Genomic DNA, 14,450 nt, shown 5'->3' with positions numbered 1-14,450 from the left:
CGCGGCGCTTGCCGACGGCCCGAGCCGTATCGTCAGAGTGAATTCAGGAAGGCCATCAGCGCCTTGCGGTCCGACGTGCTGAGGTTGACGAAGCGCTGACGGCTGGCCGCTGCTTCACCGCCGTGCCACAGGATGGCCTCGGTCAGGGTGCTGGCGCGGCTGTCATGCAGATAGCCCACCTTCACGCCGGTGCCCGCCACGTATTCCGTGTAGCCGATGCCCCACAGCGGCGAGGTGCGCCACTGGTTGCCGGCGGCCTGGGATTCCACCAGGTTGTCGGCCAGGTCGCTGCCCATGTCGTGCAGCAGCAGGTCGGTGTAGGGACGGATGGTCTGGTTGCGGTTTTCCGCCAGTTCGGTGCCCAGGCCGGTCTTCATCTCCGCCACGTGGCAGGCCGTGCAGCGGATGGAAGCGAACACCTTGGCGCCGGCGGCCACCTGCGTCGGATTCACATCCAGGTAGGGCAACGGCGTCACGCCCTTGGGGAATCCGCTGGTCAGGCTGCGCTGGGCGGGCACGCCCAGCAGGCCCACGTAGCGGGTGATCAGCTGCAGATCGGCTTCAGACAGGCCCTTCTCCACCTTGTTCTTGTTGCACTGGGCCGGGCCGGCCAGGCAATCGCGGTTGGGGTAGAGCGGCGAGGTGACCGACATGTCCAGCAGGGCGGCATTGGCGGACTGGTGACGCAGGCTGACCTTGGCGGCCTTCCAGCCGTAACGTCCCACCCGCACCGCGCCGGTTTCCGGGTCATAGACCAGGTTGGCCTGACCCTTCACGCCGTCCTCATCCGGCGTGCTGCGCACACGGGCCAGGATGTCCGCATCCGGAATCGCTTCCAGCAGACCCATGCCGATCATCGGCTGCGCGGCGCGCAGCGAGAACACGGCCGGCGTCGGGCCGTCGAAGCTCACCCGCGGCTTGCTCAGCGTCACGGCCGTGCCGTCGGCCAGGGTGACGGTCTTGGTGTCGAAGCCGGCCACGCGAACGGCCATGCCCCAGTCCTGCGGCGCACCGGTGGTCAGCGAACGGGCGTTCATCTGGACCGCCAGGCCGTAGGTCGGGTGCGGCACCTGCTTGCCGTTGGCATCCACGGCGGCGGTGCGCACGGCCATCGTGTCCAGGCGCTGGTTCAGCACCTGAGGCGCCAGGCCGCGCCCGTTGTTGATGTGGCAGGCAAAGCAGGTGGACTGGTTGAAGCGCGGGCCTTGCAGACCCACGCCGGCGGTATTGCGGTCATTGCCGGCTTCATTGTGGTCACCGGTCCACATGTTGGTGTGGATCCAGCGGCGGCCTTCGGTGAAGCGCTGCATGTTCTGCATGCCGATCTGCGTGCTCGGCTGCTGGAACATGAAGGTGGCGTTGTCGGCGTAGTCGTAGGAGATGGAGCCGGTGCCGCCCAGCAGTGTTTCTTCCGGCAGCGGCGCATTCAGCAGACGCGGCTGCACACCGTACCAGGGCCGCAGTCCGCTGCCCACCACGTAGGTCACTTCGTTGGTGTAGTAGCGGAAGTTGCCGTTGTCGCCGATGGCGTCCATGGCGGCTCGGCTGGAGAAGAACGAGCCCGTGAACTCGATGGCATCGCCCACCTTCAGATTGCGGGAGGCCACGTTCTTGCCGTTGGGCACCAGCACGCCGTTGGCGTCGGCGGAAATGTCGCGATAGCCGGGCACTGTATCCAGCACCACCGAGCAGCCGTCATTGGCGCCGATCACACCGTTGTAGCCGGTATTGGGCTTGGCCAGTGCGCCTTCGGGCGGCTTGGGCACCACGGGGCAGGAGGTCAGGTCCTTGAAGCCGTCGGTGTAGGTGGTGTTGTCCAGCAGTTGGCCGGGCGACATCCAGCCGTACCCAGTCACCCCCGGATCGTCGAAGCGGCGGAAGAACGAATGACCGCCACCGCGCTGCGCCTGCTGGTAGTACTGGTTGATGATGATGCGGGGCTTCGTGACGCCGGCCACGCGGCTGTTGTCGATGAACTCCACGCCCCAGGTGCGGTTCTTGAAGTAGTTGGCGATGAAGTTCAGGTAGGCGCCGGGGCCCTTGTCGCGCGGCTTGCCATTGGCATCGACCGTATCGTTGGTGCCGTAGCCGATTTCGGCCCAGTCTTCACCGCGCTCACGGGCATGGCGCGAGCGGCCGACGAAGCCGAAGCGGGTCACCAGCGTGCCGTCGGGCAGGCTGAACTGCACCTGTTCCAGCGGCGCCGTGATGGGCGGGGTCATCACCGACGCGCCGACGGGCGGCGTGGGGATGGCCGAGGTCGTCACCGAGGCCAGCGTGTTGTCGCTGCCGGGGGACTTGAAGCTGACCTCGAACAGGGAATAACCGTACTGCGTGGCCCGGGCCACGCCCTGGATCTTCACGTAGCGGACGTTGGCATTGAGGTTGAAGAACTCTTCCGTGCCGCCCTTGCCGCCGGCCACATAGCGCAGCTGGTACCAGGTCTGGCCGTCGTCGGAGACAAGGATCGAGTACTCCTTGCCATAGGCGTTCTCCCAGACCAGCTGCATATAGCCGATGGGGGTCTTGGCGCCGAGGTCGAACTGGATCCAGGCGGCATCGTCCGGCGCGCTGGCCCAGCGAGTGGTCAGGCTGCCATCCACGGCCTTGTCGGGCCCGTTGTTGTTGTTCTCGGTCGCGCTGGACGTGGCGGCGGCCACCTTCAGGGTCGTGCCGGGCTTGCTGATGTCGATCCCGGTGGGCAACTGCAACGAGGTGGGCAGGGACGGCGTCGCGGCGCTGTTGCCATTGCCGGTGGGCAGCGTGCCAGTGGCGGGAGGCACGGTCGATACCGGCGGCAGTTCCGGTTCCGTCTCCGGGCCGGAGGCTGCCGGTGCGGGCGCGGGGGCTGGCACCGGCGCAGGGGCCGGCGTACCGGCGGACGGATTGGTATTAGGGTCCGACGAAGAGGACGATCCGCCGCCGCAGCCTGCCAGCACGCCGACGGCGCTCAGGGCGATGACAGCACTGGCCACCAGGCCTCGCGCGAGGGAGGGCGGGGGCGGACACGCCAACTTGTGGTCGGTCTCTGATACGTTGTTGCGCATATGCGCTCCTGCAAGTCCGAAGGATCAAACCCCGGTGGCGCGCGATCACGCACCCCGGGAGGTATTTCCCGGTATTTCTTGCAGGGAGCGTGCCGGTTGCGTTTGGCAACAAAGTGGTAGCTACCAGTTCCTCTGACGTACTGAAAACCACGCCTAAAGAACTACAAAGAGGAGACACCGTGGCTTGCGAGGCCGCCGGTTTTTGTCAGGCCCGACAAATAGTGTCAGCCGACGAAGCTACCTCGGTCGAAGACGTCGCGAAATGTTGCAGGGACTGCAGTGTGGAGCGGCATGCTTTCATCGCACGGAACAGGCGAAGGCCGCGCACGCCTGATACTTTGATGCAGACCGTCCCCAAGAGTCTCGATCTGAGAGGACTTGAAAGCGTGCGTGCTACTCGCTGTTTCCATCGCTGCCGTGGCGGATACGCCCATGCGCGACAACGGGTTCTAACATGCGCGCACTTTCTCAATCGATCGCTGCGATGTCTGTCTTGCCTTCGTCCCCGATGTCTTTTCACCTGCGCCTGGCCCCTTTGCTGAGGACCTGCGCCTGGTTGGCGGGTGTGTTGTGGGTGGTGACGGTGGGCGTGGAAGCGCTGGCGCAGTATCGGACGGGGGCGTTCCCGTCTGTCCCGGCATTGATTCGGGTCATGGCGTTGCCGCTGGGCCTGGGCGCCCTGCTGGCGTTGGTCGACCTTGTGGTGGTGCTGGCCTACCCGGTGCGGGTGTTGCCGGAGGGCTTGCGCGGTTTCAATGCCTGGGGTGCGTACAAGACGGTGAAGTGGGGAGACATCCCGTCGGTGTCGCCGGCATCGTTGTTGCGGATGCGCTACCTGCGAGTCCCAGTCCCCGCCTCGACATGGCCGATGACCGTGCCGTTGGCCCTTCGGGACCTGCCCGGCTTTCTTGCGGCGATCGAGCAGCATGCTGGCCCGGAGCATCCTCTGGCCGCCGCTGTACGCCTCGCGCTGCAAGCCCGCTCCGAGGCGCCTGTGGCCACTGCGACGGCTGCAGACCCAAAAGTGGAGCCTTGATTCAGCGCAGCAGCGCACCGCACCGCACCACTCCCCCACTCTCAGCAGTTCACGATGCCGGGATCAGGAAGGCGGGGGGCCCTTCCCCGGAAGTCAAGGAATGAATGGCCGGCGAAGCCGGACAGAAGGGACATGGAGGGGAAGGGCCCCCCGCCTTCCTGATCCGAGCGCAGTCAAAGAACCCGCGCCCTCACCCTTGCCTTTTGGCCAGCACCGCGCGGCCTACGCGAGAGGCGGGCGGCCGCCCCAGCACTCCCGAGATAAACGCCCCAGCGTCCACCAGCAGATCGAGGTCAATGCCTGTCTCGATCCCCAACCCGTGGAGCATGAACACCACGTCCTCGGTCGCCACATTCCCTGTGGCGCCCTTTGCGTAAGGGCAGCCCCCCAGCCCTGCCACGCTAGCGTCGAAACTGTGAATGCCCATTTCCAGACAAGCGTAGATGTTGGTCAACGCCTGCCCATAGGTATCGTGGAAATGCCCGCTCACCTCCACCAACGGGAAGTGTTTGAGCGCCCGTTCCATCGCAGCCTGAACCTGACGCGGCGTCCCCACCCCGATGGTGTCGGCCACGCCGAGATGGTCCACCCCCACCGACCGGAGCAACCCCGCCACCCGGTCCACCTCATCGGGTGACACGGCGCCCTGATACGGGCACCCCACCGCGCAGGACAACGCCCCCCGCACCTTCAAGCCTGCCTCATGCGCAGCCGCCACCACCGGAGCGAACCGCTCGATGCTCTCCGCGATCGAGCAATTGATGTTCTTCTGCGAAAACGCCTCCGACGCCGCGGCAAACACCACCACCTCGTCCGGCCGCGTCGGCAGGGCGGCCTCCAGCCCTTTCATATTGGGCACCAGCACGCTGTAGCGCACGCCGGGCCGCCGCTCCACCGCCGCCATCACGGCGGTGTTGTCGGCCATCTGCGGGATCCACTTGGGCGACACGAAGCTGGTGACCTCGATCTCCTTCAGCCCTGCCGCCTGCAACATCCCCACGAGCTGCGCCTTCTCGGCCGTCCCGACCTGGGCCTTCTCGTTCTGCAGCCCATCCCGCGGCCCCACATCCACGAGTGTGACCCGGCTCGGTAGCGACCCGGACGAGCGATTGAACATCGCATTCATCGACGACTCCTTCAGCCCTGCGCCCGCAGACGAAGCAGCTCGGCACCGTCCCCGACCTGATCCCCGACTGCAAACAACAACTCGTCCACCACCCCATCCCGCGGTGCGGTGATCGTGTGTTCCATTTTCATGGCCTCCATCACCGCCAGCGGCTGACCCTTCGTCACGGCCTCCCCGGGCTGCGCCAGAAACGCAATCAGCTTGCCCGGCATCGGCGCACTCAGACGACCGCCCTCGCCGCTGCTCTGGCCCGCATGCGCCAGCACATCCACCTCGGTCACCAGGGCCGAGCCGTCCGCGCCGAACACCGCCACCTGCTCACCCACCTTGTAGGTCCGCACCCGAACCCGCTGGCCGTCCAGGAACAGCTCGTGGTGCTCAAGACCGTCCGAGCGCAGGCTCAGCGGCAAGGTCTGCCCCGCCACCGTCAGCGTCTGGCTACCGTGATGGTGACGCGCCAGCAGCACCGTCTGATGGTCGCCATGGATCTCCAGCTCAAACCGCCGCTGCGCCGCGCCAAACAGTCGCCAGCCATCACGACGACTCCAGGGATCGGCGCTTTCCGTCAGGCCTTCCTCGGCCAGCGTATGCGCCACCACGGCAGCAGCGGCTTGCACCACCGGCAGGCCGGGCTGATCGAACAGCACGTCCCGCTCCCGCTCGATCAAGGCGGTGTCCAGATCCGCGCCGGTGAACGACGCGGTCGCCGCACAGCGCCGCAAAAACGCCACATTCGTCTGCAGCCCCACGATATGCGTGTCCCGCAGCGCCGCATCCAACCGGGCCAGCGCCTGCTCACGCGTGTCGCCATGCACGATCAGCTTGGCGATCATCGAGTCGTAATAGGGGCTGATCTCATCGCCCTCCCCCACGCCCGAGTCGATGCGCACATCCGCCGGACGGAAGGCCACATGCTCGGGCCACCGCGCCACCGACAGCCGTCCAGTGGCCGGCAGGAAGCCGCCATCCGGATTTTCGGCGCAGATGCGCGCCTCGATCGCATGCCCCTGAATGCGCAGGTCCTGCTGCCGCATCGGCAGTGGCTCTCCCGCCGCCACGCGCAGTTGCCACTCCACCAGGTCCAGCCCGGTAATGGCCTCGGTCACCGGATGCTCCACCTGCAGCCGGGTGTTCATCTCCATGAAGTAAAAGCGCCCGTCCTGCTCCGCGATGAACTCCACGGTGCCTGCGCCCTGATACCCCACCGCACGCGCCGCCGCCACCGCGGCAGCACCCATCTCGGCGCGCCGCTCGGCCGTCATGCCGGGCGCCGGTGCTTCTTCCAGCACCTTCTGATGGCGCCGCTGCACCGAGCAATCGCGCTCGAAGAGATACACGCACTCGCCGTGCGCATCGCCAAACACCTGGATCTCGATGTGCCGCGGACGCTGCACATAACGCTCGATCAACACCGCGTCATCGCCGAAACTGCTGATCGCCTCACGCTTGCACGAAGCCAGCGCCGCATCGAACTCCTCATCGCGATGCACCGCCCGCATGCCCTTGCCACCGCCACCGGCGCTGGCCTTGATCAGCACCGGATACCCGATGCGCGCCGCCTCCCGACGCAGCAGCGCCGGGTCCTGGTCGGCCCCGTGATAACCGGGCACCAGCGGCACGCCGGCCTGTTCCATCAAACGCTTGGATTCCGCCTTCAGCCCCATCGCCCGGATGGCCGACGGCGGCGGGCCGATGAACACCAGGCCCGCCTCGGCGCAGGCCTGGGCGAATTCCTCGTTCTCGCTCAGGAAGCCATAGCCCGGATGCACCGCTTCCGCACCGGTGCTGCGGGCCGCCTCCAGGATGCGCTGCCATTGCAGATAACTGTCACGCGGCGCGGCGCCGCCCACGTGGACCGCTTCGTCACAGACCCGCACATGGCGGGCCTGCGCATCGGCGTCGCTGTAGACCGCAACGGTCTTCACGCCCAGGCGCCGGGCCGTGGCGGCCACGCGGCAGGCGATCTCGCCGCGGTTGGCAATCAGGATCTTCTTGAACAAGGTTGTCTCCTCAAGCCCCGGGTGCCTGGCGCGCCGCCGCTTGTGGCTGCGGCTGCCGGCACGCTCCGGTGGTGGTGGTCGGGAATCGGGCCGCCCGACGCGGCCTGGGTCGTTCGACCCGTTCAGCCCTCAGTGGCGGTGGCCGCAGGCGGCCGATGCGCCGGCACTGTCGGCCTTTGCACATGCGGCTGAGCCTGCGTCCGAATGCGATGCGTCCGCGCTCAAGTCCGCCTCGGTCGCGCAGTGCATGCCCAGCCGGTCGATCAGCTTGCGGTCCTTCTCCGCCTGCGGATTGCTGGTGGTCAGCAGCTTGTCGCCGTAGAACATGCTGTTGGCGCCGGCCAGGAAACACAGCGCCTGCATCGTCTCGGGCATCTCCTCGCGGCCGGCCGACAGGCGGACCATGGCACGCGGCATGGTGATGCGGGCCACGGCGATGGTGCGGATGAACTCGAACGGGTCCAGCGCCTCGGTGCCGGCCAGCGGCGTGCCTTCCACCTGCACCAGGTTGTTGATGGGCACCGATTCCGGATAGGGATCCAGATTGGCCAGTTGCGCAATCAGGCCGGCGCGCTGGCGACGGGTTTCGCCCATGCCCACGATGCCGCCCGAGCACACCTTCAGGCCCACGCCGCGCACACGGTCCAGCGTGTCCAGACGGTCCTGGTACGTGCGGGTGGTGATGATCTGGCCGTAGAACTCCGGCGAGGTGTCCAGGTTGTGGTTGTAGTAGTCCAGGCCCGCGTCACGCAGTTGCTCGGCCTGGCCGTCCCCCAGCATGCCGGCGGTCAGGCAGGTCTCCAGGCCCATGGCCTTGACCTCGGAGATCATCTCGCCGATGGCCTCCAGATGACGCTCCTTGGGCGAACGCCAGGCGGCCCCCATGCAAAAGCGCGTGGCGCCGCTGGCCTTGGCGGCCCGGGCGGCTTCCAGCACTTCCTCCAGCGGAATGAGCTTCTCCGCCTTCAGGCCGGTGTCGAAATGCGCCGACTGCGGGCAGTACTTGCAATCCTCCTCGCAGCCGCCGGTCTTGATGGACAGCAGCGTGGACAGCTGCACCGCATTCGCATCGAAATGCTCGCGGTGCACCTGCTGCGCGCGGAAGAGCAGGTCATTGAAGGGCAGCTCGAACAGGGCTGCGATCTCATTCACCGTCCAGGGCTTGGCGTTGCGGCGCTGCTCGTCGGTGGTGGGCGTCAGCGTCTGGATCTGGTTGACGGTCTGCTTCATCGTCATGCTTTCAAGGCGTTCAGCAGCCGAGGCTGCTGGAGATGCGCGGCCACGGCCGCAGGAGAGGGATCGGTCAGTCGGGGCACATGGCCCCAGCACGGCCCGCCCGCGATCGGGTCCAGGCGCGCGCTCAATGCGGACAGATTGTCCGCCACATGGGGTTGGTGCGGGTCGGCGGTGTTGGCCACCCAGCCTGCCAGGCGCAGGCCGCGCGCGAGGATGGCCTCGGCGGTGAGCAGCGCATGGTTGATGCAGCCCAGGCGCAGCCCCACCACCAGCACCACCGGCAGGCCCAGGTCCACGGCCAGGTCGGCGGTGTCCCAGGTGTCGGTGAGCGGCACGCGGAAGCCGCCGACGCCTTCGACAAGCGTCAGGTCGGCCTTGGCGGCGGTGGCCTGGAGGGCGGCGAGCAAGGCCTCGCGATCGATGCTCCGGCCTTCCAGCCGGGCGGCGATGTGCGGCGCGCAGGGTTCGCGGAATTGCAGCGGGCCGACTTCGTCCAGGGTCAGGCCCAGGGTCTGCGCGGCATGCAGCTGAGCCACATCCTCGTTGACCCAGTGCCCCTGCGCGTCCAGGGCCTGCCCGGCGGCCAGCGACTTGATCGGCGCCACGCGCCGGCCCAGTTGCTGGAAGGCATGGGTCAGGCCGGCGGTGATGCAGGTCTTGCCGATTTCCGTGTCGGTGCCGGTGATGAAGAACCCGTTGAAAAGTCCTTGGGATGGCGTGGCGCTCATGCGCAGTCCTCCAGAGCGGCCAGCAGCCGGTCAACGTCGTCGTTCGTGTGGGTGGCGCACAGGGTGACGCGCAGGCGCGCCTCGCCCTTGGGCACCGTCGGCGGACGGATGCCGGGCACTCGCAGGCCCTTCTGCTCCAGGGCCGCCGCCAGCGCCATGACCTCCGCATTGCCACCGATGATCAGCGGCTGGATGGGTGTACTGGAAGGCGCCAGGCGCCACGGCAGGGCCGGATGCCGGTCCAGCAGCGCCGTCATGCCCTGGCGCAGGCGCGCCTGCAGGGCCGTGAGCTGCTCGCGCCGCTGCTGCCCTTGCGAACCGCGAATCAGGGAAAAGCTGGTCAGCAGCGCATGCTCGACCGCAGGCGGTGAGGCGGTGGAAAAGATGTAGTTGCGGGCCGCTTGCAGCAGGTAGTCGGTGATGGTGGCATGGGCCACCACAAAGGCGCCCGCCAGCCCGGCCGACTTGCCCAGCGTCCCCATGACGATCAGCCGCTCACTGCGCAGACCGAAATGCTCCACCGCGCCCGCGCCGGAGGCGCCCAGCACGCCGAAGCCATGCGCATCGTCCACGATCAGCCAGGCATCGAATGCCTCGGCCAGGGCCAGCAGGCCCGGCAGCGGCGCGATGTCGCCGTCCATGCTGAACACGGCATCGGTGACGATCAGCTTGATGCGGGCGGTGCTGGCCGCCAGCCGTGCTCGCAGGTCCTCCAGGTCCACATGGGCATAGCGGGTCACCGTGGCCTTTGCCAGCCGGGTGCCGTCGATCAGCGACGCATGGTTCAGCGTCTCACTGAAGATCTCCGCCTGCGCATCCCCCAGGGTCGCCACCACCGCCAGATTGGCCATGTAGCCGGTGCAAAAGCCGATGGCCTTGGCGTTGGGGATCCAGGGCGAGAACCAATCGGCCAACTGGCTCTCCACCTCATGGTGCGCCCGCGAATGGCCGCTCACCAGCGGCGAGGCGCCGGAGCCGCCGCCATAGATCTGCGCGCCCTCGGCCAGCGCCTGCGCAATCTCGGGATGCGCGGCCAGACCCAGATAGTCATTGCTGCAGAACATCAGCAGCTCACGGGCCAGGCCATCTGCGCCGCGCACGATCTGGCGCGGCGCGGTGCCCGTCTCCGCCACCCGCGTGAAGCGCGTCAGGCTCTGCGCACGCAGGTCATCCAGCTTGGCCTGCAGGTGATCAAGCAGCATGCAGGACCTCCTCCAGCGAGGCCTGCACCGCACCGGCCAGGAAGGCCGCCGCGCCTTCATCGATGAGGTAGGGCGGCATCAGGTAGACGGTCTGGCCGATGGGGCGGATCAGCAGTTCGTGCTCGCGAGCGGCGAGGTGGAAGCGTTCGGAAAAACGCTCGACCTTCGTTGTGACGTCGAACGCCAGGATTGTGCCCCGCTGCCGCAGATGCGACACCTGCGGATGCGACGCCAGCGGCGCAAAGGCCGCAGTGAGCAGACCGGCCTGCTGCTGGTTGGCGGTGAGCTGGCCGGCATCGAAGCGGTCCAGCACCGCATTGGCCGCGGCGCAGGCCAGCGGGTTGCCGGTGTAGCTGTGGGAATGCAGGAAGCCGCGCGCCACGTCGTCCGACCAGAAGGCCTGGTAGACCTCGTCGGTGGTCAGCACCAGGGACAGCGGCATCGTCCCGCCGGTGATGCCTTTGGACAGCAGCAGGAAGTCGGGCCAGTCCTGTGCCGATGCCGGAGCCACCTGGTCCCACGCGAAGAAGGTGCCGGTGCGGCCGCAGCCCACGGCGATCTCATCGGCGATCAGGTGCACGTCGAATTCGCGGCACAGCGCCCGCACCTGGCGAAGATAGGACGGCGCATGCATCACCATGCCGGCGGCGCCTTGCACCAGCGGCTCGACGATCACCGCTGCGACATGGTGGGCCCGCTCGCTCAGCAGGGCCCGCAGGTCGTCCAGCGCCTGCTGCTCATTGCCCAGGCGCTGGTCCGGCGAGGTCACGATGTGGGCCTGCATCAGCAACGGGTCGTAGGCATCGCGGAAGACCGCGACATCGGTCACCGCCAGGGCGCCGATGGTCTCGCCGTGATAGCCGTTTTTCAGGCACACGAATTCGCGCTTGGTGTCCCGGCCCCGGTTGCGCCAGCTGTGAAAGCTCTGCTTCAGCGCGATCTCCACCGCACTGGCCCCGTCGCTGCCGAAGAACAGATGGCCCAGCACGCCGCCGGTGCGGGCGGACAGGCGTTCGGCCAGCCGCACGGCCGGCTCGTGGGTGCAGCCGGCCAGCATCACATGCGGCAGGGTGTCGAGCTGATGCTTGATGGCGGCGTTCAGCGCCGGATCCGCATGGCCGAAGAGATTCACCCACCAGGAGCTGTTGGCATCGAAATACCGGCGGCCCTGGTGGTCGTACAGCCAGGGCCCTTCGCCGCGAGCAATCGGCAGCGGTGGCACGCGCTCGGCGCGCGCCATCTGGGTGCAGGGATGCCACACCGCGCGGAGGCTGCGGCGTTGCCAGTCGTGTTGTACTGCTTCAGACATGGAAAACGGACATCAGAAGGTCACCGGTCCCGGGCGAGGCGCTGGGTCGCGACCTGCCAGAGGCCTGGACATCAGCCCAGCCAGGCGGGGCGGGACTTGTTGAGAAAGCTCTGCACACCGTCGCGGCCTTCCGCGCTGGCGCGGATATCGGCGATGCGGCGGGCGGTGTCGTCCCGCAGCGCCTGGGTCAGCGGCGCATGCGCCACGTCCTGCACCAGCCGCTTGCAGGCCCGCACGGCCATTGGGCCATTGGCCACCACGGCGTTGCACAGCCCCTGAACGGTCTCTTCCAGCGTCTCGGCGGTGGCCAGCGCATGCACCAGGCCCAGGCGGTGCGCCTCGGCCGCGGAGAACCGTTCAGCGGTGACGAAGTATCGCCGGGAAGCCTGTTCTCCCATCGCCCTCACGACATACGGGGCGATGGTCGCCGGCAGCAGACCCAGCTTGGCCTCGGAGAGGCAGAACCCCGCCGTGTCCACGGCCACCACGATGTCGCACACCGACACCAGGCCCACGCCGCCGGCGTAGACGTCGCCCTGCACCTGGGCGATCACCGGCACCGGGCAGTTGTAGAGGGTCCAGAGCATCTGCGCCAGGCGGGACGCATCGGCATGGTTGTCCTCCCAGCTGTAGCCGGCCATGGCCTTCATCCAGTTCAGGTCGGCGCCGGCGCAGAAGGCCTTGCCTTCCGCAGCCAGCACCACGGCGCGCAGCGAAGTGTCCTGGCCCAGCGCCTCGAAGGTCTGCGTCAGCTCCTGGATGACGACGTCGTTGAAGGCATTGCGCACATCGGGCCGGGCCAGGGTGACATGGGCCACCGCCCCCTCGCGGGACAGCCGCAGCGTGGTGGTGGGAGGCAGGGGGGGCAGGCTCATGGCTGGCTCCAGACAACGGTTCGGTTGATCGCGTAGAGGCGACAGGGTTCTTCGGCCTGGGCGCCCTCTTCGCAGCGGGCCAGGGCGCGGGACGGCGCGTCGTCCCCGGTGGCGAATGCGGAGCGCGACTGGCCGTTCATGGCGAAGGCCCGCGGTAGCGGCGCGGCAAGGAAGGCGCGATACAGGCGCTGCAGCTCCGGCGTCGGCACGGGCAAGGCGGAGAGGTCCGCCACATCCGCGCGGCCCGTGTCGTGGTCGGGCGGGTACAGCAGGGCGCCGGGCAGGTCCACGCCCAGGGGCCGCAGGAAGCTGTCCACGACGGGTTGCCACTGGTCGTTGGCATCGGTGAAGAGGCGGTGGCCTTCCTGGCCGACGGGTGGCAGCAGCTGCCAGCTCATCCGGCCACCGGCCGCCTGGTAGGCCTGTGCCCACTGACGGGGCCAGCGGGTGCCGAAGAGATGGTCGTTCTCGGCATAGAGCCAGAGCGTAGGGACGGCACGCGGCGCCAGCCGTTGCAGGCTGCCCAGGCGGGCGATTTCCTGCTCCAGCAGATCGGGGCGGCAGGGACTGGCGGCAGCATCGGGCCGGCCACCGTGGCCGCCGGAGACGTTGACGACGGCCAGGACCGACGCGCGGCCGCCAGCCGCCGAAGAGGCACCGGCATCACGCCCGGTGTCGGACAGCTGGGCCAGCGCCGCGAGCGAGGCCAGCCCACCCACGGACTGCCCGACCAGCACGGTGCGGGAGGCGTCGATGTCCGGCTGCGCGGCCATGAAGCGCAGCACTTCCGCCACCTGCTGGCCTGCGGCATTCAGCGCAGCGGTGTAGCGGGGCTGGTCACAGCGCAGGTTCGATTCAGGGTCACCGACCGAGGCCAGTTCTCCATATCCCAGCCGCAGGGGAACCGCCACCGCATAACCCTTGCGGACGAAGAAGCGCGCGGCCGATTCGTAGCGCTGCCGCTCATAGCGGGCGCGTTCGCGCCAGTCACGTCCGTGGTTGATGAGGGCCAGCGGGAAGGGGCCGCGGCCGGCAGGACGGAAGACGGTGACCGGCAGATCGCCACTCACCACACGGCCGGCCGAATCGGTGACCCGCACCGGCACTCGCTCGATGCGCTCACGCAGATCCGGCGCCCACGGGCCTGCGGTGCGTACGGGGACGGCTCGGGCGGAGGACGCTGGCACGGCTTCCGTCTGGGCGTGGACGGAACGCGCCGGGCCGAAGAGCGCGAGCAGCGCTCCCAGGAGGGTCGCCATCAGCAGGCCTGTCCGCTCGGACCTCATGCCTGACCCGCTCCTGCTTGCGGCGCGTGCCCCAGCGCCTTGCGCATCAGCACGCTGCGGTAGGTCTTGCCTTCCCACTGCACGTCCCCCAACAGGGCATAGCCGCGGCGCTCATAGCGCTGACGCAGAGCCATCGCCGGCATGGCGGTGTCCAGTGCGACGGCGGTGTAGCCCTCCCGCCGGGCCCAGTCCTCGGCCGCATCCATCAGGCGCTCGCCAAGGCCTTTGCCCCGGCAATCCGGATGAACCGCCAGTTGCGACAGGATGGCGGTTCCTGCCTCGGTGAAGCAGGGCGCATCCAGACTCCACGCGTCCACGCCGGGTCGATAGGGGCCGCGCACCATCACCGTGCCCACCAGACGCCACCGACCGGGCGCATTCCCGGACACAGTCTCGGGCACATGCTCCTGCTCGGCCACGATGCATTGCCCGACCGACACCCGCTTGGCAGTGAGAGACACCGGCTGATCGACTGCGGTGAAGTTCCAGCCTTGCGCCGCAAGCGACGCATAGGACTGATGCAGCAGCGCGGTCAGGGCTTCCAGCGAGTCGGCGGCGGTCAGCGGGCGCAGACGGATGTCTGACGTTGCGGCTGTCATTGCCAC

At 68.0% G+C, this 14,450-nt stretch carries 11 protein-coding genes; 1 reads left to right on the top strand and 10 read right to left on the bottom strand.

Annotated elements, in window-relative coordinates; genetic code table 11:
- Positions 1-32: 32 nt before the first annotated feature.
- The gene (locus tag DES44_RS00490) at positions 33-3,047 is read right to left on the bottom strand and encodes a di-heme oxidoredictase family protein (RefSeq protein WP_083525885.1); all 3,015 of its coding nucleotides are present in this window, start codon (positions 3,045-3,047) and stop codon (positions 33-35) included.
- Between the two features lie 484 nt (positions 3,048-3,531).
- Between DES44_RS00490 and DES44_RS00485 the strand changes: the two genes are divergently transcribed.
- Entirely contained in the window at positions 3,532-4,083 is a 552-nt protein-coding gene (locus DES44_RS00485; RefSeq protein WP_058936674.1) for a hypothetical protein, read from the top strand.
- Between the two features lie 190 nt (positions 4,084-4,273).
- On the opposite strand, the gene DES44_RS00480 is transcribed toward DES44_RS00485, so the two are convergent.
- The 9 genes from DES44_RS00480 to DES44_RS00440 form a co-directional block, all read right to left on the bottom strand.
- Positions 4,274-5,209 carry a hydroxymethylglutaryl-CoA lyase gene (locus tag DES44_RS00480; RefSeq protein WP_269465239.1) on the bottom strand — a complete coding sequence of 312 codons (936 nt, stop codon included), beginning with the start codon at positions 5,207-5,209 and terminating at the stop codon, positions 4,274-4,276.
- 11 nt (positions 5,210-5,220) lie between these two features.
- Positions 5,221-7,209 (bottom strand): acetyl/propionyl/methylcrotonyl-CoA carboxylase subunit alpha, encoded by a 1,989-nt coding sequence (locus DES44_RS00475; protein WP_058936675.1) that lies wholly within the window; start codon positions 7,207-7,209, stop codon positions 5,221-5,223.
- A 129-nt stretch (positions 7,210-7,338) separates the two neighbouring features.
- Positions 7,339-8,445: a biotin synthase BioB gene (bioB, locus tag DES44_RS00470; RefSeq protein WP_083525886.1), complete on the bottom strand. Its 1,107-nt coding sequence runs from the start codon at positions 8,443-8,445 to the stop codon at positions 7,339-7,341.
- Positions 8,442-9,173, bottom strand: coding sequence for a dethiobiotin synthase (gene bioD / locus DES44_RS00465; protein ID WP_058936676.1), 732 nt, complete (start codon positions 9,171-9,173; stop codon positions 8,442-8,444). The genes bioB and bioD overlap by 4 nt, the downstream gene beginning before the upstream one ends.
- Complete coding sequence (gene bioF, locus DES44_RS00460; RefSeq protein ID WP_058936677.1) at positions 9,170-10,375, bottom strand: 8-amino-7-oxononanoate synthase; 1,206 nt, start codon at positions 10,373-10,375, stop codon at positions 9,170-9,172. The genes bioD and bioF overlap by 4 nt, the downstream gene beginning before the upstream one ends.
- Positions 10,365-11,684, bottom strand: a complete 1,320-nt coding sequence (bioA, locus tag DES44_RS00455; RefSeq protein WP_058936678.1) for an adenosylmethionine--8-amino-7-oxononanoate transaminase — start codon at positions 11,682-11,684, stop codon at positions 10,365-10,367. Before bioA ends, bioF begins: the two co-directional genes overlap by 11 nt.
- Before the next feature lie 71 nt (positions 11,685-11,755).
- Positions 11,756-12,559: an enoyl-CoA hydratase/isomerase family protein gene (locus DES44_RS00450; protein WP_058936679.1), complete on the bottom strand. Its 804-nt coding sequence runs from the start codon at positions 12,557-12,559 to the stop codon at positions 11,756-11,758.
- A complete protein-coding gene (locus DES44_RS00445) occupies positions 12,556-13,845 on the bottom strand; it encodes a dienelactone hydrolase family protein (protein WP_147306907.1) in 1,290 nt (429 codons plus the stop codon). Before DES44_RS00445 ends, DES44_RS00450 begins: the two co-directional genes overlap by 4 nt.
- On the bottom strand, positions 13,842-14,444 hold the full coding sequence (locus DES44_RS00440) for a GNAT family N-acetyltransferase (RefSeq protein ID WP_083526116.1): 603 nt from the start codon (positions 14,442-14,444) through the stop codon (positions 13,842-13,844). Before DES44_RS00440 ends, DES44_RS00445 begins: the two co-directional genes overlap by 4 nt.
- Positions 14,445-14,450 lie beyond the last annotated feature (6 nt).

The organism is Roseateles depolymerans (assembly GCF_003387155.1).
Lineage (GTDB): Bacteria > Pseudomonadota > Gammaproteobacteria > Burkholderiales > Burkholderiaceae_C > Roseateles > Roseateles depolymerans.
Note: the sequence above shows the minus strand (reverse complement) of the source record. Positions and strands in the feature narration are given on the sequence as shown.

Coding starts and splice junctions, on each gene's coding strand:
- DES44_RS00490 (WP_083525885.1), bottom strand. CDS start 3,047: ATGCGCAACAACGTATCAGAGACCGACCACAAGTTGGCGTGTCCGCCC.
- DES44_RS00485 (WP_058936674.1), top strand. CDS start 3,532: ATGTCTGTCTTGCCTTCGTCCCCGATGTCTTTTCACCTGCGCCTGGCC.
- DES44_RS00480 (WP_269465239.1), bottom strand. CDS start 5,209: ATGAATGCGATGTTCAATCGCTCGTCCGGGTCGCTACCGAGCCGGGTC.
- bioB (WP_083525886.1), bottom strand. CDS start 8,445: ATGACGATGAAGCAGACCGTCAACCAGATCCAGACGCTGACGCCCACC.
- bioD (WP_058936676.1), bottom strand. CDS start 9,173: ATGAGCGCCACGCCATCCCAAGGACTTTTCAACGGGTTCTTCATCACC.
- bioF (WP_058936677.1), bottom strand. CDS start 10,375: ATGCTGCTTGATCACCTGCAGGCCAAGCTGGATGACCTGCGTGCGCAG.
- bioA (WP_058936678.1), bottom strand. CDS start 11,684: ATGTCTGAAGCAGTACAACACGACTGGCAACGCCGCAGCCTCCGCGCG.
- DES44_RS00450 (WP_058936679.1), bottom strand. CDS start 12,559: ATGAGCCTGCCCCCCCTGCCTCCCACCACCACGCTGCGGCTGTCCCGC.
- DES44_RS00445 (WP_147306907.1), bottom strand. CDS start 13,845: ATGAGGTCCGAGCGGACAGGCCTGCTGATGGCGACCCTCCTGGGAGCG.
- DES44_RS00440 (WP_083526116.1), bottom strand. CDS start 14,444: ATGACAGCCGCAACGTCAGACATCCGTCTGCGCCCGCTGACCGCCGCC.